The sequence below is a fragment of the Dolichospermum sp. LEGE 00240 genome (assembly GCF_015207875.1).
Taxonomy (GTDB): Bacteria; Cyanobacteriota; Cyanobacteriia; order Cyanobacteriales; family Nostocaceae; genus Dolichospermum; species Dolichospermum gracile.
In genome coordinates, this window is sequence record NZ_JADEVZ010000053.1 from 1 (window position 1) to 24,953 (window position 24,953).

A 24,953-nucleotide genomic window follows, 5' to 3' on the forward strand; every position below is an offset into this window, starting at 1 on the left:
GCAATTACTATGGCGGTTAATGCTATTACTGATGAAAATGCTCTCAATTGGTTTAATCATTGTGGATTGTTTTTTGACCCTATTTAGATAGCTATTTTTGTACTGGACTTGATCGCAAACTGCTGTAAGTTTCAAAACCAGGAAATTAAACAAGATTATGATCCATTCGTTGCCATTGCTCCCATCTAACTCCTAGATAGGCAATATTACCTTAGATTTTCACCTGAATAGCCAACAACAAAGGCTGTTGATCTAATTCAGGGAACTCCACTGCCAAAGTATAAATTGGCTGATTTCTATCAATTTGTAACTCTATAACTGGTATTTCTGAAGTCTCAGATTTCACAAATTCTTGAGTATCATTACCCTGGAGTTGTAAAATCCCCGGCGTAGGTAATTCACCCTGAACCGTCAACTTTATGAATTTACCTAAATTCCGTAATTCTACTCGAATACTCAAACTCCCCACCGTAGTGAGCCATTGTTTCTCTACCAGTGGCTGAGTCAATGAAATCGGCAAAGTTAAATTTTCCAACAACTGCTTGGCTGCCATTAAAGACAAAGCCATTTGTTGCCGTGGTAATAAATCAAAATAATCACTCTCAACATCAGCCGTAGCTGTCAAAGTATCAGCAGAACGATAAGAGCTTCTCAGCACTAACCCAGCCAAATCATTAATAGCTTGAGCATCTGTAGGGAATATACTTTCTACCACCTGAACTAACTTAGCTCCCAGGGGTAAAGAAGATGTCAATAACACCTGACATTTTTCCAGCAATTGCCAAAAAACTTTTTCAGGCAAAGGAATAGGCAAATTTAGCTTAGATTGGTGGACAGTCCACCCCCAAACAGGAACTAAACCCAGAGATTGTTCTTCTACACAGTCGGGATACTCCATTGATTGTGTTTCCCAGGGGAACAACGGCGGATTTTTTTCTACTTGGTCTTGTAAACGACGCTTAAGAATAGCTTGAAAACGTTCTTGCACAGTAGGAATTTCTCCCAATTGAAAGGTTTGGGGCTTTTCTTATCAATTTGAGTTCACCAATTTGGCTACTATCTGGAGATAAATATCTACCCCGTCAGTTTCCTCACATTATAACAAGCTATACCCGTAAGTGTTGAAGTTATAATTTTTCAATACCCAAGCAAGTTGATCATTTTGTGAAGATTCACAAGTCACCATTCATGGGTAGATGCACTAGATCCGGACACTAAAGAATTCCGAATTTCCCAGGCTTGTTCTAAAATCTTAAACCAACGTTTCTGTAATTGTGCCATTGATAAGCCTAATGTCTTAGATATTTGCTCGTCAGGTTTTCCTTGCTGCTTCAAATCTAAGATGGACTTTTGTTTATCATCTAGCTGTGCCAGATAAGTTTCCCATTGAATCGGAGTTAAACCCAAATTAGTAGGTAAAGAAACTTCTAACCACTCATGTACCAACTCCCAACGATGTAAAAGAGCAAACCGAATTAAATGATATTTAAACCGTTGCTGTAAGTAATCACGCTGTCGAGATGTTAAACCTAAAATTGACTCAATCTCTGGTGCTGATAAATCCTGAAGACGCAGAGCAAAGTAATCAGCACAGTCAGATTGTTCTTTTTCTTCTAAATAATCTATTAATTCAGTAATCACAACCGAGCGCAGGGTATCTTCTTCTGGTTCGGGCTGCATAGCCATAGCCGAGCGCAACTGATGGATAGCTGGTTCTTCCCAAGAACCGTCAAACTCACCACTACCACCCTCTGATGCCTGTTCTATATCTACACTTGTTTCTAGCGGCTGCTGTTTGGAAAAAGTTTGCGCCCGCAAAATAATTAGCTGTTGCTGTCTTCCAGGGAGTGGAATCCGACGTTTACCATATCGTTCGGTAAATGCCATGTATTCTCCCAATTCTAAAAGAGTCTGGGGGCGATAGGTCAGACCTAATTGGTTTTCCCTTCTAAAGGCACTTAAAGCCTCCAGATAAAAACTCTGGAGAAAATCTTCAATGATAGTTAACCGCCCTTGATAGCTTAATTGCTTGTGAGGCGGATTAATATAACGGTAAACAATGGCACTCAGTGTGCTGTGTAGTTCTACCCTTCCACGACTTGAACCTAACTGATAATATCGAATACACTGTTGTAACCGATGTTTAGCTAGGCTCATGGCTGAACTTTCTACAGACCCGGAAGTTTGAATGCGTTTACTTTCATTACAAATCCGCAAAACTTCGTTAGTAATTCTCACCGACACATCGTGACAATTTTGCTCCGAAGCCTTAGTTGACTGTTGAAGTTCCCTAAATAGGAATTGAAAGATGACCTCCACGCTGATAGAAATTTTCCCCTGATTAGTTGCGATTGCTGTTGAATTCATAGTCCCAGTTCTCAAAAAGACCCTAACATACTTTGGACACGACTTGCTAGACTTTGGATAATAGTTTCATGGTTTTTGTGTACAAGTCAAACGCAAACCAATTTACAGTGAGGATATGTGGCATAGGCAGATTGAACTTGACAAATCCCAATTTGGTGGGATATTTTCCTGCTCATGTTTTAGCCATTATCCAAAAGTCATTTACAAATCATGATGGATTTAGAAGCACAAATTCAATTGCTGATAGACAATGCACCCCAGGATGGCGTGACACCACAGATTATGGTATCAATCGCCCCTGTATTAGTCGCCATTGCCCAAAAGTTAAACCACTACCAATACTTTATTCTCCAAAATTCTGAGCAAGATTGGGTTTTAACTACATTGAGCAATCGCGCAAATCCAGGAATAGAAAAGCAAGTTATTTACGCTTTCCCTACCATACAAGATGTTTCCCTAATCTCAGATGCTGGGCGTGACCCTTACTTGCTGCCAACCCTCATGGATGTTACTCAAATTTTATTCCAATTGGTAGCCCTGAAACCAGTACACAGCATAGTTTTTATAGAAACACCGGGAAATTTAACCAATACTGTAGAAGTGCGGCGTTCTGAGCTAGAAAAGCTGATCCAGCAACAATTACAGCAATTTAAAGCCCAAAAAACAGTTCCTCCCAATATTGCCTAACTAAATTTGGGATTTAGGAAATTTAATATCCACAATCCCAAATCTTGAATCGCCTTAACTTTTTCTTAGTAGAGCCGACTTAGTACATAGTCGGTCAAATTCATCAGTGCTTCCCGTGATGCTGATGGTTCTAAAATACCGATAGACTCGGTGGCTAACGTAGCATGGTGAGCAGCTAATTCTCTCGCTCTTTGGATACCTCGACTATCATGGATTAGCGCCAGTGCTTGCTCTAAATCCCCTTCCTGGGCAAACTCTCGTTCAATCAGGACTTCTAAGTAGGGTTTTTCTTCTAAGGCAAATAAAACCGGTGCTGTCAGATTGCCACTTTTGAGGTCAGAACCCGCTGGTTTACCCAGGGTGTCTGTTGAACCGGTGAAATCAAGAATATCATCTACTATTTGAAAGGAAAGACCTAAATGGCGACCATAACTATACAACTGTTCGGCAGTTTCTAGGGATGTTTCACTAATCAATCCAGCAGCCTTAGAACTGTTGGCAATTAATGAGGCTGTTTTGTAATAGCTTTTTTGTAGATAGGTTTCCGTAGAAAGACTAGCATCAAAACGATTTAGCCCTTGTTGGATTTCTCCAGCGGCTAAATCCATAATTACTTCAGAAAGCAGTTTAACAACATCCAAGTTATTTAGATTTGCTAAATACCAAGAGGATTGAGCAAAGAGAAAATCCCCTGCAAGCACAGCAATGCGATTACCAAACAAACTATGTACAGTCGGTACACCGCGCCGAACATTTGATTCATCTACTACATCATCATGGACTAGACTGGCTGTGTGAATCATTTCTGTAATTTCTGCCAGTCGTCGGTGACGTGCGGTAATATCTTCTTCTAGCATGGTTGCCCGCGATATAAGTAGCACTATTGCAGGTCTGATTCGCTTCCCCCCAGCACCGAATAAGTGTTCGGCTGCGGCATAGAGAATGGGGTGGCGATTTCCAACTAGCTGTTTAAGGTTATCTGCTAGTATTTGCAGGTCTGCTTCCACAGGGGTAAACAGGGAGGTGGCTGGGGTCATGGATAGGCGGACTCTGACTTAGGTTACGAAAGTTTACATATTCTTTAATTTTAAGATAACCCAGTGTCGGCGCAAAGTTTTCCTTCAGCAAGATGATTTTTAATATCTATTGCGTTATTCACACATTGGATTATGAATGTGTTACAATTAAAGATTGTCTTAAGATTTAGTAGTTCTTGCCAAATTTGTCAATTAATAAATCGCGTAGTAATAAGAACTTTAATGTAAATAAAATAACACGCATTGACGGCAATTTCAAGTTGGCGGTCAGCAAGAAAAAATTTTTAAATTTAGTCCAGAAATTAGCTTCAAATTCAGTTTGGCTGTGTTAGGCTAATACCTAGAGATATTAAATTTTTCAGATTATTCACTTCCAAAGTAAAACCATCTTATGGTGATTTTACGTAATAGCGTTGTGAGTCTAAAATAACTCGTCGCCAAAGAGAAAATAGGAATAATTCCTACATTCTAGGCAATGACCGTGCCTTTTGATCTGAATTGTGCCTTTCCAGTTATGGAACTAACTCAACGTATTCAACGCACGTTGGGTATTAGCGTACATTTATTTAAATTGGTGTGAGGTCAATAACACAGGCTGGGTAGACTGCTGATGAGCGCGGCTGAAGTTTGCTGTCGAGTAAATTTGCTGCTGTCGGATGTATAGCCTGGGAAAGTTGATATTAAAGAAAATAGATTGATTGACCAGAGAAAATTAGTTTTCGACTGGAGTGTTTTGTATAGCTAACTACATTTATCAAGGGTGTGCTTGATTAATTGAGTTCTGCTGGTTTTGTATGCAACTTTATATTCCCTAGTAATTAAAGATGGTGGAACAATGATTTACAGAAATATGCCTATGATGATATTTATTTTAGCTGCTGGCTATTTGTTTAGTGTGTACTTGTTGTTGGCTTTAGCAAAGCGAGCAAGCAAAAAGAATATTTCTCAAGGCGGGTCTGATTCTGTTAAGGATAAATATAAGCAGCAACGAGAATTAACTACAAATGTAACTCAAGCTGTCAATAGTCAATGAAAGCAACTTGCATTGGTCATTGGTCATTGGTCATTAGTAAATTACCACTGACAACTGACCACTGACTTTAAGAGAGGACAGTATCAGCAAAACATACCTGTTCTACCATTGGGGTATAGCCCAACCATTGTAAGCTAGATTGGGTAAATTGCTGGGAACAGCCGCTGACAGCGAAGCGAGTAGGCAGTGGTGGATGAGTATTCTTGATCCCTAGTAGATCCAATTCTTGAGAGCAAGCGGCGGCAACATGAACAGCTGGGTCAATTAGCTGGACTTGCTGGGGAAGGAGCGATCGCAAGATCGGCGACAAAAGGGGATAATGGGTACAACCATAAACTAAAGTATCTATTTCTTTCTGAATCAAAGGTTCTAGATAGGTTTTGGCTATTTCCATAGTATAAGGATCGTGGATGCGATTTTGTTCAATGAGTGGGACAAATTCTGGGCAACTGACTTGCCAGACTTGGACATTGGATTGAATTTCTAAAATAGCTTGACGATAGGCATTGCTTTGAGCCGTAGCTGGAGTAGCAATCACACCAATCCGTTGTCCTTGTTGGACTGCTGCCCTTGCACCTGGGAGAATCACTCCTAAAATGGGGAAATTAAACTCTTGACGGACAATATCTAATGCTAAAGCCGAACTGGTGTTACAGGCCATAATTGCCATTTTCACCTGTTGCTGCTGCATCCAATGGAGGATTTCTCGGACAAATTGGAGTATTTCTGTTTGGGAACGAATACCATAGGGAAGACGGGCTGTATCCCCTACATAAATAATTGATTCATTGGGAAGTTGTTGATAGATTTGTCGCAGTACAGTTAGTCCGCCAACTCCACTGTCAAATACCCCAATGGGAGCGCGTTGAGGTTCTTGAGGGGAAAAAGTATCAAAAATAGAAGATGAATACACAGCAAATATTAATTTAGATTTTGAGATGTTAACCCACATTCAGCAGGGAATTGGGAATTAGGAATTGGGGTTATTTTCTTCTTCCTCCTGACTCCTGACTCCTGACTCCTGCTACATTACCTTTGTTTTAAATAATTCAGAATACCATTAGCTATGCCCTCAGCCATACGACTTTGGTATTCTGGTGATCCTAAACGAGGATTATCTTCCCGACCGGTCATGTAGCCTGTTTCTACTAAAATAGCAGGCATAGTATTTTTTCTCAGCACATAAAATCTAGCTTTACGAGTGCCTCGATTCTTCAGGGTACTAATATTTTGGAGAATGGCTTGCCGAACAGTATCTGCTAAAGCATAACCACTATCGTAATAATAAACTTCTAAACCATTGACATCAGGGCGATTGTCCACAGCATTAGCGTGAATACTGACAAATAGAGTCGCATTAACACGCTTGGCTATACCCACCCGTCCTTGAAGTTCTACAAAGAAGTCAGCATCTCGGGTGAGGACAACTTGGATACCATTTTGTTCTAAAATTCTTGCCAGTTTTGTACTAATGGGTAGAACAACATCCTTTTCTAGCAAACCACCCAGTCCAGGAGCGCCAGAATCTTTACCGCCATGTCCCGGATCAATAACTACTAAAACTTTGCCATGAGGAACAGGTAGACGGGGCTGAGGTCTTGTTTGCAAAGGTGGTGTAATAGAACCTGGAGGATCTTGTGATCCAGGAAATTCAGGTGGTAAAATTGGAGGACGTTGAGCGCGGAGATTAGTTTGTAATTGTAGTGCTAATAATTGAGATGTAACTTGACTGAGTGTGCCAAAGCTAACACCAGATGCAGGTTGCACAAGAACAATTACAGTATTGTCAGATTGGGGTTGGAAACGGACTTTAAGAAGAGGGCTGTTGTTAGTAAAGGCCGGACTTTTGACCTGATTAGCTAATTTGGCATTGGCAATGGTAATGCGAAATAGACCTGAGCTTCTATCCCAGCCAGTGGTGGCAGATATGGCTTGGTCTGCTCTAATTAGTAATTGTGTACCATTGCCACCAAGTTCTACAGATTGAATAATTGCGGGGGAGTCACTCAGTGATGGTGCGGATAATTGGTTATTCTCAGGTAATTTAGCCAAACGATCTGGGATGACGATAAAACCACTGTTACCACTAGCTAATGCTTGCCAATTGCGACTAGTATTATCTAACTGTAAGGTCATGCGAACAGCAGATGGACTGCTGGATAGTTGGCTAAATTGGATACGACGGACTCCATAGCGATTAATTAATAGATCCCGTTGTCCCATATTTGGTGATAAGGCTGCGCCAATGATATCAATATTGACAGAGCGATTATCTTGACTGCGATTGATTTGCAGTTGAGGATTGCCACCACTGGTGCTAATGAAAAAGCCGTCACCTGTGACTCGCAATTTCTCAATTTGCACTAACCCTGGGGTGGTTTCTCGATTGGTGACTACGTTGTAAATACTTCTGGGGTCTAGTGTTGGTTCAGGTGATGTATCGGATGTTGTTGGAGGTAGTGATGGTTCTCCAGTTTGTCCAGAGGCAACTTCCGGTTGTGGTAGTTCTACTAGCCAACGTTTGCCACTGATGGGAACAAATTTGACTTGGTTGGGGTTGAAGGTGTAACCAGGGGCTAGTTCGATTACTAAGCGTGTTGTTTGGTGATCAAATTGACCGACACGAATGGTGCGGATTTTGCTGCCAATTTGTTGGGTTACGGACGGGCGGCCTAGTTCTGTTCCTGGTAAGTCAATTACTAAGCGTGTGGGGTTAAAAATGAGTTGGGCTTGGGGTTGGACAGGGCTAGATGTGTTAATTTCTAAGTGGTTTCGATTAGTATTAAACCGCCAAGATTCTAATTTCGCGGCAAAAGCGGGCGAAGATAGGATGAAGACCGTTCCAAAAGTGCTAGGTATTAACCAATGTAGTTTCACAATCCTTTCTCCTGATTCCTATTTATGGGATTTGTCAATATCTCGACTTATGGGGTAATCTTCAGACCATGACCGCTGCAAATTTAACTTTGTTCAAGTAAAAGATGTTGGTGTTGGTAGTAAGACACGGCTAATGGCGTAGAATTTTAGCATACAATCGGTTTATCAAAAAAAGGGAATAGGCAAGAGATAAGAAACACTTATCTTGACTTTAAATACTGAAGTATGCCTTGGGCGATCGCCTCGGCCATTTGATTTTGATAAGCTGAAGTTCTCAGTTTGGCGACATCGTCTCTACCAGTTAAGAAACCAGTTTCTACTAAAATTGAGGGCATAGAAGTTTTGCGAAGAACATAAAATCTAGCTTTCCGCACTTTCCTATCTCTGACATTAAGACTTTGCAGAATTTTACTGTGGACAATTTGAGCAAGTGTTAAACCACTATCGTAATGATAAGTCTCTAAGCCACTAACTTCTGGACGACTTGCACCTGCCGAATTAGCGTGGATACTGACAAATAGATCAGCATTAGCCCGTTGTGCCATTGTCACTCGTCCTGGGAGAGTGACAAAATAGTCAGAGTCTCGCGTCATAATTACTTGGATACCGTTTCGTTCCAAAACTTTGGCAATCCTTTTGCTAATTGGTAAAATAACATCCTTTTCCAGCACTCCACCGATACCAATTGCCCCTGAGTCTTTACCGCCATGTCCGGGGTCAATTATAACCACTATTTTGCCTTGACGAAGGTCGCGCCTTGGGGTAGTTCGTGGTTGTCTGGGTTTGAGGTCAGGTAGTTGTTGTCTGGGTGGTAATAAAGGGGGTAAATTCATAGGTGGTCTAATCTGACGATACCGTTGCAGTTTTAGAGCCAGAAGTTGATCTCCTACCTGATTGAGTACACCTAGTGTAACACCTGATGCAGGTTGAATTAAGAGAACTACAGTATTGGGCGGTTGTGATTGCAGACGGAGTTTAAGAATGGGACTATTAGCATCAAGAGTAGGGCCTTTAACTTCGTTGGCTAATTTGGCATTGGGAATGGTGATACGGAACAAACCAGAACTTTTATCCCAACCTGTGGTAGCGGATATAACTTGGTCGGCTTTAATTAATAATTGTGTGCCGTTGTCAGCAAGTTCTATAGATTCTATTGTCGCAATTGAGCCGTTATTGTTTCTGGTGGGGGGAAAATTCTCATTTTCAGGTGTATTGATAATTCCTCTGGTGGGGAGGATGATTAAACCGCTGCTACTGGAGGTTACTCGCCAGTCGGGACTATTTGTGGCGATTTTTAACGTCATGCGGACAGATGTTGGTGTTGTTTGCGATTGGGTAAATCCAATATTGTCCACACCATGTTTATTAACTGCCAAATTTCCTTGTGTTAAATTGGGTGATAAGGTTGCATCAAAAATGTCAATAAATACTGTGTTTTTATCCCGGCTTCTCATGATTCTAGTTTGAGGATTACCGCCATTAGTGCGGATAAAAAAGCCATCACCAGTAATTTGCAAACTTTCAAGTTGAGTTGTACCTTTATTACTGCTGGTAATTCTAGTAATTGGTGAAAATTCAGGTTTTGCCTGGGAGTCTATGTCGACTAGGTTGTAATTATTATTATTATTGTTATTAGCTGTTGAGTTGGCATCAAATTCTAATTTTGGTAACTTTACTGTCCAGCGATTAGCACTTTTACCGACAAATTTTACTTGTTGAGGATCTAAAGTATAACCAGGACTTATTTCTAAAACTATTCGTGTTGTTTGTTCATCAAATTGACCAATGCGAATTTCCCGAATTCCTCCGCCTATTTGTTGAGTTAATTGGGAACGGCCAAATTTAACACCTGGTAAATCAATTACTAAGCGAGTAGGATTAAAAACTAATTGTGCTTGTGGTTTGATAGCACCATTTGTATTAATTTCTAATAGATTTTGATGACGATCAAATCGCCAAGATTCTAATTTTGCCGCTAAGGTTGGCGATGATAGCATCAGTACAGTACCAAAGGTAGCAGGTATTAACCATTGTATTTTCACAGTTTTTTCTCCTTGGCTAAATTAATAATTAATCATCAAATATTTACCGATATAAGCACATACAAAAAATACCCACCACTGTCAATCACTGACATAGTTTGGCGGGTGATTCTCCATAATTACTAAAAACATCTTCAATCTGTAAAAACCGTCCTGAAAAAAAGTAGGAATACAAAACATTATCAAGGCGAATAGAATGGGAAACAAGGAAAGTTTTATAAAACCAAAAGTAAATTCAATTAAAGGTAGAAATAATAACCATTTTACAAATTAGAGGGTTTTAAGATTACAGGAGACGGAGATTGGATGATAAAAGTTTCTTCCAACCTCCTTGTCTACTAAATGTAGAAACCACAGCAGAGAAAATTTTCACCTATCTTCTGTGAGATTTACAGCAGAATTTGCGGTGAAATTCAAGTTACTAATCATCTTTTGTGGTGATGAGAGATTGTGGTGTTTCTACTGCTAATGTTTTGCCAGAATTGCTGTCTAAATTTGTGGCGGCGTTTGATTCTGGAAATACAAATCTTAACAGGGGAGGAGCGATGAATGTGGTAATAATAACCATCATAATAATTGCTGCTCCTAATGGTTTTGAGAGGACACCACTAGCTGCACCGACACCAGCAAATACTAAGCCGACTTCACCTCTGGGAATCATCCCCACACCAATAGCCCAGCGGTTAATCCCCGGTTGACCAAATACTGTTAAGCCTGTCACTACTTTACCGATGATGGCAACTGTAATCAGGAAAGTTGCCATGATTAAGGCTTCTTGATTGGTGGGAATGGCTGGATTTAAGACTCCTAAATCAGTTTTTGCCCCGACGGTGACGAAGAAGACGGGAACTAACATATCAGCAATGGGGATAACTTGCTTTTGCAGTTCTTTGCGTTTGTCGGTTTCTTCGAGAACTAACCCGGCGGCAAAAGCCCCAAGAATTGCCTCTAAATGGATGACAGAGGCGAAGTAAGCCATGATTATGGCAAAAATGAAGGCGGGGATGACTAATTCCCCTCTGGTTTTGAGTTTATCAGCGATCGCTACAAATGATTTATTAAAGACATTACCAAAAACTATCGCTCCAATTAGAAAAGCGCTCGCACTAATAATCAAATAAACGACGTTAACGACATCAACTACACCATCTTTGGCTAAACTGGCAACTACCGCCAGAACGATAATTCCCAAAACATCATCAATGACCGCTGCACCGAGAATAATTTGCCCTTCTTTGGAGTTCAACTGTCCTAATTCGGAAAGCACTTTGGACGTAATTCCAATACTGGTTGCTGTCAAAGCTGCACCAGCGAAAATCGCGGGAATGGCACTAATCCCAAATATGGTCATTAATCCCACTGTACCCGCTGCAAAGGGGACTATTACCCCAACTGTAGCCACCACGAAGGCTTGAACACCAACAGCCATGAGGTCTTTGAGGTTGGATTCTAAGCCAATTTCAAACAGGAGGATAATTACACCCAATTCTGATAAAACCGAAACCACCTCGGACTGCGCTGCAAATACCTGGGGTGTGGCTTCTGGGGTTAACCCAGCGGTGAGTTGCAGGAAAGTCATGATTAAGGAATTAGAAGCGTCTGTACCACCTTCTGGAAATACTAACAGATGGAGTACAGAGACACCGATAACTACACCACCGAGAAGTTCACCTAAAACTGCGGGTAAGCCGACTTTGTTGCATAATTCTCCACCAACTTTGCTGGCAAAGTAAATGACTACTAAACTCAGTAGCACAGCGGCTAATACCATAGAACTGTCTGCGGTTTCTGTGGCAGTTGCCAACAAAGGAACGGTAAAATTGAGTTGCTCGAAAAGCTGCATGGGTTATACAAAGATTCTTTTCTTTATTTTTACCCTTTTTTAGTGACAATTAATTTAGATATATGTATATCCACTGCTAATCACAGCTATAGATAGATGGCTTATTTGTTTAGCTGACACGCCCGTCCAGAAGTAAATTCCCAGTCGGGCTATGGGTTTTACGTTAATTTGACACTAATAAGCTTTTGCTTTACCCTCACCACTATAATCTGCAAGGTGATACTTGTTCTAATTGGGTGAACTAGGTCCAATAATTTTGATTCCCTGTTTTTCTTTTTCAGCTAATTCTAAATTCAATATCAGCAGTTTTTCTAAAATATCATCATTGGCTTGAAAGTTATAAGCTGTCATTACCAGTTTATCTAATTGTTGATGCAGTTGATAAAGTTGGCTGCTGGGTTCGTTGAAGAATTTATTATATAATGTGGTGATTCCCCATTGTTTTGTTTCCATTTGTTGAGTGCGATATTGATGCAGTTCTTCGGCTTTGCTGCGGATTTGTTGGACTATTTTTATGTCTGCTATTTGCGGAAATGGAAAGGTTTCAAAACAAGTATTGTGAGTGTAACGAGTGTCACCTTTTAAAGTTGAACCTTGCACGTCTACCCAAACACGATGTATATTAGATGTGATAATTCCTAATATATAAAAATCATCTAAGGCAAGAACAGTAATAGAGTTATTAGGTAGCCAATGCTTATTAACTCGTGAAAAAATAAACCATTTAGAATGACAAGGAACTGCAAAATAAAATGGTAAAAATTCTATAGCTTTTCTCAGGTCTGGACGAGGACGTAGGAATTTCCACCAGTAATTTTTAGCTTTTTCATCTCGATTATTATCACGTTCAGATTTAACATAGGTTTTAATGTGTTCAAAAGGTAATTTATAATCACTAGCGTCCTCAAGACTCATATCATTAAAATCAACAATCCATCTTTTTGGTGTACCTTGAGGATTATCTGTTAAATCTTGTGCTGAAATAGATTGTTTAAGAACATCTTGATTTTTTACATCTGCTTTTATCCAATTTGTAACCTGTTGTTCAGTTACAAAAAATCCTTTTCCCACAGGAATGATACCCTGAAAGCATTGATTGAGATTTGCTTGTAACCGCGCAGCTTGAGAAACATCAATACTAGATTTTAGAGAAGAATTAATTTGTGAAACTACAAGATCATCTAAATAATACTTTTCCGGTTTATCTTTACACCAATTGACAATACTCACATGAACTTTCGCAGCACCAGACCAAGGTTGTGTAGAAACAGCTTCATGAATATAACCGCCATTTTGAGTAATATAATCTAAAGCAGCAATTCTACTTTTACCTTGACTTATGGAATTAGTCGCAACTAAACCAACTCTGCCTTTTTCATCAATTTTATCGTGCGCTAACCGAAACCAATAAGCACAAAAATCTACGGAATCTTTAACTCTCGGAAAATGTTGGAAAATTCTATCTACATATTCATCATTTAAATCCATTCTCATGTTTTTACCACCTAAAAATGGCGGATTTCCAATAATAGCATCAGCTTTTACCCATTCACAAAATAAAGCATCTTGACAAAGAATATTACTATCCAAAGTATCCAAAGGTAAAGCAGGTTCAGTTAATTGTAAATTATCAATCGCAATCTTCCGCGCAATCATTAATGTCACCCGCGCTAATTCCACCGCAAAGGGATTTGTATCCATTCCATAAAATTGCAAAGGTGTCACTAAACCCATTTGCAATTGTTTATCCTTAGACTTACGCAAAGATTGCATTTTCTCTAATAGCAAGATTTCAATTCTCTTCAATTCCTGATATGCGATATAAAGAAAATTACCCGAACCACAAGCAGGATCTAAAACTCGATAACTTTGTAATTCTATTTGCAGTTTTGAAAGTTCTTTAATTGTCCCTGATTCCTCAATTCTCTCTTCCCAATAACGGCTAATTGTGGGACGGACAATTTTCATAATATCCACTTCAGAAGTGTAATGGATTCCTCTCGCGTGACGTTCTTCCTTATATATACTCCCTTCAAATAAATTCCCAAAAATAGCCGGACGGACTTTACTCCAATTTTCTCGCGCAGACACATCTAAAAAATTTAATTCTTCCCTCGTTAATTCAATTGCATCAATTCGAGAAAATAAACCCCCGTTAAAATAATCAACTCCTTGATAACGTCCCGCTGGGGTTTTTCCTGGTTGATTCATTTCCCGAAATAAACCACCCAGAACATCATAGGAACTTCCCCCTTTCATACAATCTTGGACACAAGAAACAAACATATCACGGGGTAACAGTTGTCTATCTTCCGCAAACATCGCTAACACACATTGTAAAATAAACCGCTGTGCTGTTAACTTTTCAATTCCCCTATTTTCTAATTCTAATAATAATTCACCCATGCGACGGGCAGCTTTAACAGTAACTTCTACTTGGTTATTTTGGAATACAGGGGTTTTTTGCCCTAATTCCATAAATGTCAATGCTCCTGACCGTTCTGGCAGTTGTTCGAGGGTAATTTTATCTACAGGTGTATCTAATTGAATATCAAAATCAAAGATCCAAAATTCATCAAAATTACATAAAATCACATATTTAGGACGATTTGGGACTAACCTAGTCCAATAATCAAAAGCTTGGGAATAATGTTTATTTAAATCTTCTCCGCGCTTTTTCATTTCTATTAAAACGCGAGGTTTCCAAACTAAATCAGCAAAGCCAGTTTTTCCGGTTTTACTACTTTTTTTAATTGCTTCTTCGTAAGTCGCACCCGCTTCTAATGCACCTTCATGTCCAAAGGCTCGAAAAAAGCGGTCGAGAAATGTTTGTGCTTCTTTGCGTTCTTGTCCGGTGATATGTTGGTGACAAAATTGTACGAATTTAGATAGGGTTTCTGGTGTTGATGATGTCATGGTTGTTTCTGAACAATAATAAGATCCCCGACTTCCATAAAATCCCCGACTTCTTAAAGAAGTCGGGGATCTCAACCTCTCGATATTTACAAAAATATCACTCAATCTCTCAATTGAGTCGCGCAAAAAAGAAGATTTGGGGGTTGACAATTGATTTTAAATTTGTTATCATAGAGTTGATAAGGAAGAACTATCATAAAATAATTATAGTTGGAAGGAAACCCAACACATAAATAATTTTTGCCGTTACAAAAAATGTAACCAGGTTCGATATAAGTTTAAGCAGTGTAAAACTATAAGTTAGGGCTTAGGCATTGACAAAGTTTTCTAAATATGTAATGTGGATTTTATCTCTTGTAGGGTGCGTCAGACCCAATAATTTGGTAAAAAACAGATTTCCTCTATCTGACGCACCCTACTCAATAAGTTATTCCCAAGGCCGAAAACGACGCAATTTCCTTCATTTATATGATGGCAAGTTAGTGAGCGTGCGTAAGTCCTATAGTATGGAAATTACACCTTCGGTGTGAAAATGTTTTGGTGGCTGTTAATAACAGTTACCCTAGAATTAATAGGTTTTTAGAGGAGTGTTAAGGAAAATGTCTATCACTGTTTTATCTAATTCTTGGTTTCCAACCCGGAATTTTGGGAAAATATTATCTTTGAGTATATTTCTCAGTGCGATTTTTATGTTACCTGCATCAGCACAAGAAAAATTATGGCGAACTTTAACCGTGAGTGGAAGGGGAGTAGAAACAATTTCGACAACTTTATCTCAAGTTAGTTTGGGTGTAGAAGTTCAAGGAAAAACGGCTGAAGATGTCCAAAAAGAAGCGGCACGCAGATCATCGGCTGTGGTAGCTTTATTAAAAAAACGCAATGTCGAAAAATTGACAACTACAGGAATTCGCCTCAACCCAGTATATAGCTACAGTAATAATGTTCAACGCATTACTGGTTATGCTGCTAGTAATACAGTCAGCTTCCGCATTACTACGGATAAAGCCGGAACTTTATTGGATGATGCGGTGAAGGCTGGAGCGACACAAATTAATGGTGTAAGTTTTATTGCTAGTGATGAAGCGATCGCCAGCGCCCAAAAACAAGCTTTGAAAAAAGCTACCCAGGATGCTCAAGAACAAGCGGAAACAGTTCTTAGCACCTTAAAATTAGAACAAAAAGACATTATCAGTATTCAAATTAATGGTGCAACCCCACCACCACCCATGCTGTACCGGGTTGAAGCTGCTAAAGCTAATCTCGCAGATGCTTCTACTCCCATAATTGCCGGTGAACAAGAAGTACAAGCATCCGTAACATTACAAATTAGCTATTAGTCAGTGGTCAGTGGTCAGTGGTCATTTGTAAAAACTGACAACTGACAACTAAATTAGAAATTATCTGGGGACATATCAGACATTCCACCTTCATGATCACGCTTAGAGCCTAATAAGTCTAGCTGATCTACTAAAATGACTGGTTTTGAACGGTTAACACCAGTTTGGCGATCGCTCCAAGTATCAAATCTCAAAGAACCTTTAACGCCAATCAAACCACCTTTACGGACATAATTACCAGCGACTTCCGCCGTTTTTCCCCAAAGTTCTAGATTAAACCAATCTGGTTTATCATTGTTGCGCGATCTTCTATTTACAGCTAGTGTCAATTGACATAGGACTTTGCCTGACTCAAAATATTTCATGTCTGGATCGCCACCAACACGACCAACAAGAGTGACAACATTAATGCTCATGGTTTTTATTTCCTAGTATTTCTGTATTGTATTGTCCGATCCCGAATTCTATAATAACCAATTGTGAAATGATTAAAGATATGTTAGAATGGCGACAGTTGACTCGGGCAAAAATTCCAAAAATACTTGGCATTTGAAAAAAAATTATACGGTTATACTGAGTGGACTTGAGAAGATGGAACTTAAGATTCATGAGCCTAAACTCAAGATTGACAAAAGCTAGATAAAAAAATAGTCTAGTTTACCGGAGTCAGATAACCAAATATCATGGCATCTATCATTATTAACTCTTATCTTTGTAGTCAAAAGTAGTATAAATAGGGGGCATAGAGAAGCGTGGGTCTTTTCAATTTTAATTTTCGGCCATCCTGGGATATGGGTATCGACCTCGGTACAGCCAACACCCTGGTTTATGTATCTGGTAAGGGAATTGTCCTGCAAGAACCTTCCGTCGTTGCCATTGATCAAAATCTGAAAGTGGCACTGGCAGTGGGGGAAGAGGCTAAAAAAATGCTCGGACGCACACCGGGGAACGTCGTTGCCCTGCGTCCCCTGCGCGACGGTGTGATCGCTGACTTTGATACGGCTGAGTTGATGCTAAAAAGCTTTATTCAGCGGGTAAATGAAGGGAGATCCCTGATGTTGCCCCGGATTGTCATTGGTATTCCCAGTGGTGTCACTGGAGTAGAAAGACGGGCTGTTATGGATGCAGCCACCCAAGCCGGTGCTAGAGAAGTATATTTGATTGATGAGCCAGTCGCAGCAGCAATTGGTGCAGGACTGCCAGTGGCAGAACCTACTGGTAACATGATTATTGACATCGGTGGGGGGACAACGGAAGTAGCGGTATTAAGTCTTCAAGGAACGGTAATCAGCGAATCAGTCCGCATTGCTGGAGATGAATTAACTGAAGCCATTACTCAGTATATGAAGAAAGTTCATAATCTGGTCATTGGTGAACGCACGGCAGAAGATATTAAGATTAAAATAGGTTCTGCCTATCCAACGGCAGACGATAATGATAGTCTAATGGAAGTCCGAGGGTTGCATTTACTGTCTGGTTTGCCCAGAACTGTCACCATCAAAGGCCCGGAAATTCGGGAAAGTATGGTAGAGCCTCTAGCAGTAATTATCGAAGCAGTTAGGCGCACACTGGAACGGACACCGCCCGAACTGGCAGCAGACATTATTGATCGTGGGATCATGTTGGCAGGGGGTGGTGCATTGCTCAAAGGTCTAGATACATTAATTAGTCATGAAACAGGTCTTGTTACCCATATAGCCGCTGATCCTTTAAGCTGTGTAGTGTTGGGAACAGGTCGCGTATTAGAAAACTTCAAACAGTTGGAGAGAGTATTTAGCGGGCGTTCTCGCAATATGTAGTAGCAGTTAGTAAGTTAGGAATATATGGGTTCTGTATTTATTCATACAGCAGGAGTCAGGAGTAAAACTGGCTTTACCTGAGTTAGGAGTTAGGAGTCATGATTTTTTCAAGGAGATCATAAGGGTTTGAGACTCATACTTGGGGCAGGTTTCCACAAATTATCTTATGTCGAACTCAGGTGGCTTCGTGCATGGGTTTCAATTGAGACTTTGTACATCCTAACTACGTAACCTGCTGTAACTATAGAATCCATTATTTTCCACAGAAGTACACAGGAGTTGATTTACGGATTTGCGGATGGCGATCGCTATAGACCGGACTAAAAAGTTACCAAACCATATTCCTACAACTCCTAAATAATTTATAAAATATATACAGGTTATTATGTTTACTTTAAAACGCTGGTGGGAATACAAAGGACTACAAATAGGATTATTAGCCTTAGTTGTAGGTAGTGCTTGGACACTCAGAGAGACAAACGGGGCACTGTTACGAGAAATCTATCAAGGAATCACCATCCCATTACAGATGCTACAATCAGGAGCGATTCCTGAACAAAATATTAAGGATGCAAGATTTTTAGAATTACAGACTCGCATCGTTGATTTAGAAAGCCAAAATCAGAAATTAAAAAATTTACTGGGTTATAGAGAGAAAGAAACCTTGCCACAAAAGCCAATTATCGCCAGGGTGGTAGGACGTAGTGGGGATCATTGGTGGCAACAGGTGATTTTGAATCGGGGGACTGCATCAGGCATTCAAGAAGGTTCTATTGTCAAAGCCGATGGTGGATTAGTCGGTTTAGTAGATAGCGTGACAACTAATACTAGCCGTGTATTGTTAATAAGTGATTTGAAAAGTCAAGTAGGCGTAACTATCAACCGCACATCAGCTAAAGGAATTTTACAAGGTGATGCTTCCACTGAAGGGGTATTAGAATTTTATGAAAAAGTTCCTAATGTGAAAATAGGCGACCTAGTATCAACCTCTACTTATAGTCAGAAGTTCCCGGCTGGTTTAGCCATAGGGAAAATTAAATCCTTGGATTTAAAGAAACTCCCAGCCTCAATAGCCAAAGTAGAGTTATTCCCGCCAATTCGGTACTTAGATTGGGTAACTGTTTATCCTCAACAAGACAAACAAGATTTAGAAACTCCGAATCTTACCAAATGATGAATATGTAACCTAACCTACCTCTGTCATAGCAGAGCAGGTTGGTTGTCATAAAAATTTATATTTGGAGTCATTAACTTATTCAAACTGGTATCCTGGAGTATTAGTCAAATACTAGGACAACAGGGCATAAATAAACCAACCATTCTCAATCACTAAAAAGCTGACGCCATATTATTTTTGACTTCCGCCTTGCGGTACTAGGGGTTTATTTAGGGTATCCTAGTAGTTCGTCAAATTTATTTTGACGGGTAATGATCGGAAAAAACTTCTGTTCTTTCCTCCCCTGCCCCCGGAGCCTCTCTTCTCCCCCTACTTGCCTTCACCCGTCATTTTCGGGTTAACAGACTACTAGATGCGTATCCTCAATGGTCTTCTCTGGTAGTATTGATAATTCCCTGAAATTATCCCTACAGTCGAGCAAAGTATTGATGAATATTTAACTACCCAAAATCCTATACCGTACCTCTTTAGGAGTAAAATTGGATGTTATCTAGTTCAGAATCCTGTTACTAGGTCAATTTTATTGCTAGATTTTGATCAGACAACACATTGACAACTAACTCTCAGAGGTGAAACCAGTTAAATAATTCGGTGATCTACTTGGATATTTTGTCCAAATTTTGGCTTTAAAAGAGGTAAGATCATGGCTATACATAATTATGTACCTTCTAGATATTAGCGAAATTACCACTTGATAATTGCTATAATCTATTCTTCCCTCTAACATTCTTATCTATTATTAGGTGTAAATTTTTATGGGTTCTCCAATGAATCGTCTGTCTATTTTTGTAGACGGAAACAATATGTTCTATGCTCAACAAAAAAATGGTTGGTTCTTTGACCCCCGGCGTGTTTTAGAATATTTCAAATACGAACAGTCAGACACTACATTAATCAATGCTTTCTGGTACACTGGATTAAAAGACCCCCAAGACCAACGAGGTTTTCGAGATGCACTCATCAGCTTGGGATATACAGTCCGCACGAAAATTCTCAAAGAGTATTATGATGATGCTTCGGGTCGCTACTCTCAAAAAGCGAATTTAGATATTGAAATTGTCGTTGATATGTTTAATACGGTAGATCAATATGACAGAGTTGTATTATTTAGCGGAGATGGTGATTTTGAAAGGGCTATCGAATTATTACGCTCCAAAAATACTCATATTACAGTGGTATCTACTGAGGGGATGATTGCCAGAGAGTTGCGTAATGCTACTGATAGATATATAGACTTGAATGATATTAGAGATAGAATAGAAAAAACTGACGGTTAACTTAGCTTAGTATTTATTTACAAATCTCAAAGTTAAAAACTCTCATTTCACAGTTTCAGTTATTTTATCAAGCAAGAAGTTAGGCATTAGAAGTCGGTGATGATGAGAAATTCTCTAGGACTGACAAATCAAACCAAATTTGATTAATTCTAATTCCTTGATATTCTTTTATTCAGCCCACTATCAAAACTAACAGAGGTTAAGCTAATGAGCAACCAAACCGATAGAATTATCATCTTTGACACCACATTGCGTGATGGAGAACAGTGTCCTGGAGCAACCCTCAACATAGACGAAAAGCTAGTTATTGCTAAACAATTAGCACGTTTAGGAGTAGATATTATTGAGGCTGGTTTTGCTTTTGCTAGTCCTGGTGATTTTGAAGCAGTGAGCAAAATTGCCCAAACTGTGGGGACAGAAAATGGTCCGATAATTTGCAGTTTGGCTAGAGCCAGACATGATGATATTAAAGCGGCGGCGGCGGCGATTAAACCTGCTGCTAAAGGGAGAATTCATACTTTTATTGCTACCTCTGATATTCACCTGCAATATAAGTTAAAGAAAACTAGACCAGAAGTAATTGCGATCGCTGAAGAAATGGTAGCCTATGCTAAAAGCTTCACCGATGATGTGGAATTTTCACCTGAAGATGCGGGACGTTCTGATCCAGAATTTTTGTATGAAGTTTTGGAAAGAGCGATCGCAGCCGGAGCAACAACTGTTAATATTCCTGATACCGTAGGATACACCACACCCAGCGAATTTGGGGCAATCATCAAAGGCATTACTGAAAATGTCCCCAACATTGACAAAGCCATTATTTCCGTTCACGGCCATAACGATTTAGGTTTAGCAGTTGCTAACTTTTTAGAAGCGGTCAAAAACGGCGCTCGTCAATTAGAATGTACCATCAATGGCATTGGTGAAAGAGCCGGCAATGCAGCTTTAGAAGAATTAGTCATGGCTTTGCACGTCCGCAGACAATATTTTAATCCCTTCTTAGGACGGGCTGAAAATTCCGAAGCATCACTCACCAATATTGACACCAAACAAATCTATAAAACCTCCCGTTTAGTTTCCAATTTAACGGGAATGTTGGTGCAACCAAATAAAGCCATTGTTGGTGCAAATGCCTTTGCCCATGAGTCTGGAATTCACCAAGATGGGGTATTGAAAAACAAACTCACCTATGAAATCATGGATGCCCAGTTGATTGGTTTATCCGATAATCAAATAGTATTAGGTAAACATTCTGGCAGAAATGCTTTTCGTACCCGCTTGAAAGAATTGGGTTTTGAACCATCAGAAACCGAATTGAATAAAGCCTTCGTCAAATTCAAAGAAGTAGCAGACAAAAAGAAAGAAATCTCTGATTGGGATTTGGAAGCGATAGTTAATGACGAAATCCAACAAGCACCAGAGTTATTCCGGGTGGAGTTGGTACAGGTTTCCTGTGGTAGTAATACTCAGCCCACCGCCACAGTCACACTCCGCACTCCCGACGGAGAAGAATTAACTGATGCAGCCATTGGGACAGGTCCAGTAGATGCGGTGTACAAAGCCATTAATCGGGTAGTGAATGTACCGAATGAATTGATTGAGTTTTCTGTGCAATCTGTCACCGGAGGAATTGACGCTTTAGGAGAAGTAACAATTCGCCTCCGCCATCAATCCCGTGTATTTTCAGGTCACGCAGCCAATACCGACATCATTGTGGCATCGGCTCAGGCTTATGTGAATGCACTGAACAGATTGTTTTCAGCTTTACAGCAGGAAGTGAAGGAAGAAGTCACAGCATAGAATGTATAGAGACGAGAATCCCTACCCAGGGAACGTCTCTATTTTTGAATTAATTCCAGCGACTGAGATAAAACTTCTTGTTCATTAACCATGGTTGCTAATTCTTCCGTTTCATAACGTCCCTCGAACGCTTCTAGCGCCGCTCTTTTTAGTGCTACTTGATATCCTTGTTGGAGAATTTCCATTAATTCTGTTTTATTCAAGTAAACACCACCAGATTTGCGGCGCTTGTTAATTTTATTGATTTCCCGCACTGCATTTTCTATGGAAAGTTCCCAAGAACGAGTGGAACGGTTTTCAGCTTTTTGTTTGATTAAATGAATGAGCAGAATTATGCCATAACTATCAATTTTATTGATTTTATCACTGAGGCTAATTTCTTCTAATTCATCCACTAATAGTAAAGCTTCATTGATTTTTCCTTGTTCTAAGAGTTGTCTAATTTCTAAGATTTCTTCCATGTTATTTGCTGAAATTGTGATTCACAATTAATATTTATTATATATGTTAGATTATTCATTAGTTGATAAAATAAGTTGTTAAGTAACTCACCTTATAAAACAACATTTACGAGGAATAATATGAAAATACGACAACTTGAACTTCAGAATTTTCGATGCTTTGAGCAAAAAACATTTGAGTTTTCCGATCAATTTAATGTTCTTATTGGTGATAATGCTACTGGAAAAACTGCAATTCTTGATGCACTAGCTATTGGTGCTGGAAGCTTTTTTTTAGGAATTGACAATATTAACTCACTCAATATTCAAAAAGATGACATTCGTCTTATTCTCAGGCAAGAAGGAGAAACACCGACACTACATGATGTTTCATCAGTTGTTGTATCTTGTCATGGTAGTTTTGAAGATGTAGAAGAAATCTCATGGAAAAGAGAACTCAAATCTAATAGTTCTACTACAACTCGTGGAGATGCAAAAGAAATATTACAATATGCTAGAAAATTACAGCAAAAAGTTCGTATTCAAGATGAAGATAGAGAAAAGATTATTTTACCCGTGATTTCATATTACAGTACAGGTCGTCTTTGGGTTCAACACAGGGAAATACAAAATACTAAAGGACCTGGTCCTCGATTTCTAGGATATAAGAATTGTCTGACTAAATCCAATGAAATGAAAAAAATAATGCCCTGGTTTAAAAAATGGGAATTAGCATCTTTACAACAGGGAAGACCTTTAGGTACTTTGTCAGGAGTTAAAGAGGCTATTAAAAATTGTATGGAAGACTGGCAAGATGTCAAGTATGATGTACTTCAAAATAAACTGGTTGCTACTGCACAAGATGGAAGAATTTTACCATTTAATATGTTAAGTGATGGTGTAAAAAATATGATAGGAATGGTTGCTGATATTGCCTATCGTTGTGTCACCTTAAATCCACAATTTGATGGTGAAGCTGCGCGACTTACACCGGGTATTGTTTTAATTGATGAAATTGATTTACACCTTCATCCAAAATGGCAACGCCGAGTTGTAGAAGATTTAAAGAGAACATTTCCCAAAATTCAATTTTTTGCCACTACACATTCACCATTAATTATTCAATCTTTAAGAGAGGGAGAACTAATTGATCTCAATAACCCTGATTTACTACCAGCAGCAGAATATGAAAATAAGTATCAGGAATATATTACGGAATATATTATGCACACACCTAATACAAATAGAAATGACCGACATCAACAGATGATGGAAACCGCAGAAAGATACTATCAAATGTTAGAAAATACTAACAATACATCACCAGAAGAATTGGAAAAGTTAAAAACAGAACTGGATGAATTAATAGAACCATATAGTGATGATGTTGCCTATCATGCTTTTTTAAAAATGAAGCGTTTAGCAAAATTAGGAGATTAATAAATAATGCGTCCAGTGCAAAGAGGTAGTATACCAATTAATCGAAAGACAAATCAAAAAATTTATTTTAGTAAATATCAAGATGCTAAAAAACGCATTGTAGAAAGAATAGGTCATTATTGCTGCTATTGTGAAAAACCAGTAACAAATGTTCGTGATGTGGAACATATTTTACCAAAAGAGCATTATCCAAGACTACAAACTGTTTGGCATAATTTTCTTATTTCATGTAGAGTTTGTAATGATATTAAAGGACATTCTCTTATCAGGAGAAAAAACTTTTATTGGGCTGATATAGATAATACATTCAGAATTTTTGAATATCATCTTGTGAATGGAAATGTAAATGTCAATTCTTTACTGTCTGATCCTGAAAAAATAATAGCACAAAATACATTAAATTTAGTTGGTTTAGATAGGAAACCTGGACATCCTAAAATTACTCCAGCAGATGAGCGTTGGAAAGAAAGATTTGAAACTTTGCAAGTTGCTAAAGAGGCATTTTTTGATTTACAAAATAATGATACTCCTGAAATGAGAAAACAAGTAGTTCGTACTGCTCAAGGACGTGGTTTTTTCTCTGTTTGGATGACTGTATTTCAAGATGATTCTGAAATGTTAAAAAGGTTTATTTCTGCATTTCCTGGAACTGCTGGAGATTGCTTTGATAACGAATTTAAGGCTATTCATCGTCCTAAAGGAAGAGTATAAACCATCGCATAAAAAAAGCGAAGTATCTAGATTACTATGAATAATAACCAAAATGTAGCTGAGATTTATTAAAGTCACTTTTGAGCATTTTATTATTAGCTAGTGATTGGGAAGAAATAGCTGTAGCTGCTGCGAATTCGGTGCGAGAACAGGTAATTTATAAAATAGGA

Annotated in this window: 19 protein-coding genes; 9 read left to right on the forward strand and 10 right to left on the reverse strand. The window is 39.0% G+C overall.

Features of this window, described 5'->3' with window-relative positions; translation table 11 throughout:
- Window positions 1–211 precede the first annotated feature (211 nt).
- Both IQ226_RS16815 and hetZ read right to left on the reverse strand, forming a co-directional pair.
- Entirely contained in the window at window positions 212–988 is a 777-nt protein-coding gene (locus tag IQ226_RS16815; RefSeq protein ID WP_370567181.1) for a PatU, read from the reverse strand.
- 191 nt (window positions 989–1,179) lie between these two features.
- Window positions 1,180–2,367, reverse strand: coding sequence for a heterocyst differentiation protein HetZ (gene hetZ / locus IQ226_RS16820; protein ID WP_193897152.1), 1,188 nt, complete (start codon window positions 2,365–2,367; stop codon window positions 1,180–1,182).
- A gap of 213 nt (window positions 2,368–2,580) precedes the next feature.
- On the opposite strand from hetZ, the gene IQ226_RS16825 reads away from it, so the two are divergent.
- Entirely contained in the window at window positions 2,581–3,054 is a 474-nt protein-coding gene (locus tag IQ226_RS16825) for a hypothetical protein (RefSeq protein ID WP_193897182.1), read from the forward strand.
- 65 nt (window positions 3,055–3,119) lie between these two features.
- Here IQ226_RS16825 and sds read toward each other — a convergent pair whose 3' ends face one another.
- Window positions 3,120–4,091 (reverse strand): solanesyl diphosphate synthase, encoded by a 972-nt coding sequence (gene sds, locus IQ226_RS16830; RefSeq protein ID WP_193897153.1) that lies wholly within the window; start codon window positions 4,089–4,091, stop codon window positions 3,120–3,122.
- 835 nt (window positions 4,092–4,926) lie between these two features.
- On the opposite strand from sds, the gene IQ226_RS16835 reads away from it, so the two are divergent.
- Entirely contained in the window at window positions 4,927–5,124 is a 198-nt protein-coding gene (locus IQ226_RS16835; RefSeq protein WP_193897184.1) for a hypothetical protein, read from the forward strand.
- A gap of 67 nt (window positions 5,125–5,191) precedes the next feature.
- Here the strand turns inward: IQ226_RS16835 and murI are convergent, their stop codons facing one another.
- The 5 genes from murI to IQ226_RS16860 all read right to left on the reverse strand — a co-directional run bounded on the left by murI (window position 5,192) and on the right by IQ226_RS16860 (window position 14,802).
- The gene (murI, locus tag IQ226_RS16840; protein ID WP_193897154.1) at window positions 5,192–6,037 is read right to left on the reverse strand and encodes a glutamate racemase; all 846 of its coding nucleotides are present in this window, start codon (window positions 6,035–6,037) and stop codon (window positions 5,192–5,194) included.
- A 116-nt stretch (window positions 6,038–6,153) separates the two neighbouring features.
- Window positions 6,154–8,001, reverse strand: coding sequence for an N-acetylmuramoyl-L-alanine amidase (locus tag IQ226_RS16845; RefSeq protein WP_193897155.1), 1,848 nt, complete (start codon window positions 7,999–8,001; stop codon window positions 6,154–6,156).
- 200 nt (window positions 8,002–8,201) lie between these two features.
- Window positions 8,202–10,043 (reverse strand): N-acetylmuramoyl-L-alanine amidase, encoded by a 1,842-nt coding sequence (locus IQ226_RS16850; protein WP_193897156.1) that lies wholly within the window; start codon window positions 10,041–10,043, stop codon window positions 8,202–8,204.
- Between the two features lie 421 nt (window positions 10,044–10,464).
- Window positions 10,465–11,886, reverse strand: a complete 1,422-nt coding sequence (locus tag IQ226_RS16855; RefSeq protein WP_193897157.1) for a cation:proton antiporter — start codon at window positions 11,884–11,886, stop codon at window positions 10,465–10,467.
- A gap of 228 nt (window positions 11,887–12,114) precedes the next feature.
- Window positions 12,115–14,802, reverse strand: a complete 2,688-nt coding sequence (locus IQ226_RS16860; RefSeq protein ID WP_193897158.1) for a DNA methyltransferase — start codon at window positions 14,800–14,802, stop codon at window positions 12,115–12,117.
- Between the two features lie 599 nt (window positions 14,803–15,401).
- Between IQ226_RS16860 and IQ226_RS16865 the strand changes: the two genes are divergently transcribed.
- Window positions 15,402–16,139 carry an SIMPL domain-containing protein gene (locus IQ226_RS16865; protein WP_193897159.1) on the forward strand — a complete coding sequence of 246 codons (738 nt, stop codon included), beginning with the start codon at window positions 15,402–15,404 and terminating at the stop codon, window positions 16,137–16,139.
- A 53-nt stretch (window positions 16,140–16,192) separates the two neighbouring features.
- Here IQ226_RS16865 and IQ226_RS16870 read toward each other — a convergent pair whose 3' ends face one another.
- A complete protein-coding gene (locus IQ226_RS16870; RefSeq protein ID WP_193897160.1) occupies window positions 16,193–16,555 on the reverse strand; it encodes a single-stranded DNA-binding protein in 363 nt (120 codons plus the stop codon).
- A gap of 375 nt (window positions 16,556–16,930) precedes the next feature.
- Between IQ226_RS16870 and IQ226_RS16875 the strand changes: the two genes are divergently transcribed.
- The 4 genes from IQ226_RS16875 to IQ226_RS16890 all read left to right on the forward strand — a co-directional run bounded on the left by IQ226_RS16875 (window position 16,931) and on the right by IQ226_RS16890 (window position 22,192).
- A complete protein-coding gene (locus tag IQ226_RS16875) occupies window positions 16,931–17,938 on the forward strand; it encodes a rod shape-determining protein (RefSeq protein ID WP_193897161.1) in 1,008 nt (335 codons plus the stop codon).
- A 385-nt stretch (window positions 17,939–18,323) separates the two neighbouring features.
- A complete protein-coding gene (gene mreC / locus IQ226_RS16880) occupies window positions 18,324–19,112 on the forward strand; it encodes a rod shape-determining protein MreC (protein ID WP_193897162.1) in 789 nt (262 codons plus the stop codon).
- A gap of 758 nt (window positions 19,113–19,870) precedes the next feature.
- Window positions 19,871–20,392 carry an NYN domain-containing protein gene (locus tag IQ226_RS16885; RefSeq protein ID WP_027402274.1) on the forward strand — a complete coding sequence of 174 codons (522 nt, stop codon included), beginning with the start codon at window positions 19,871–19,873 and terminating at the stop codon, window positions 20,390–20,392.
- Window positions 20,393–20,599: 207 nt separating this feature from the next.
- Window positions 20,600–22,192, forward strand: coding sequence for a 2-isopropylmalate synthase (locus IQ226_RS16890; RefSeq protein WP_193897163.1), 1,593 nt, complete (start codon window positions 20,600–20,602; stop codon window positions 22,190–22,192).
- A gap of 38 nt (window positions 22,193–22,230) precedes the next feature.
- On the opposite strand, the gene IQ226_RS16895 is transcribed toward IQ226_RS16890, so the two are convergent.
- Window positions 22,231–22,653, reverse strand: a complete 423-nt coding sequence (locus IQ226_RS16895) for a DUF29 family protein (RefSeq protein ID WP_193897164.1) — start codon at window positions 22,651–22,653, stop codon at window positions 22,231–22,233.
- Window positions 22,654–22,773: 120 nt separating this feature from the next.
- Between IQ226_RS16895 and IQ226_RS16900 the strand changes: the two genes are divergently transcribed.
- Together IQ226_RS16900 and IQ226_RS16905 are read left to right on the forward strand one after the other, a co-directional pair.
- A complete protein-coding gene (locus tag IQ226_RS16900) occupies window positions 22,774–24,072 on the forward strand; it encodes an AAA family ATPase (protein ID WP_193897165.1) in 1,299 nt (432 codons plus the stop codon).
- Between the two features lie 6 nt (window positions 24,073–24,078).
- Entirely contained in the window at window positions 24,079–24,783 is a 705-nt protein-coding gene (locus tag IQ226_RS16905) for an HNH endonuclease (RefSeq protein ID WP_193897166.1), read from the forward strand.
- The last annotated feature ends 170 nt before the right edge of the window (window positions 24,784–24,953 follow it).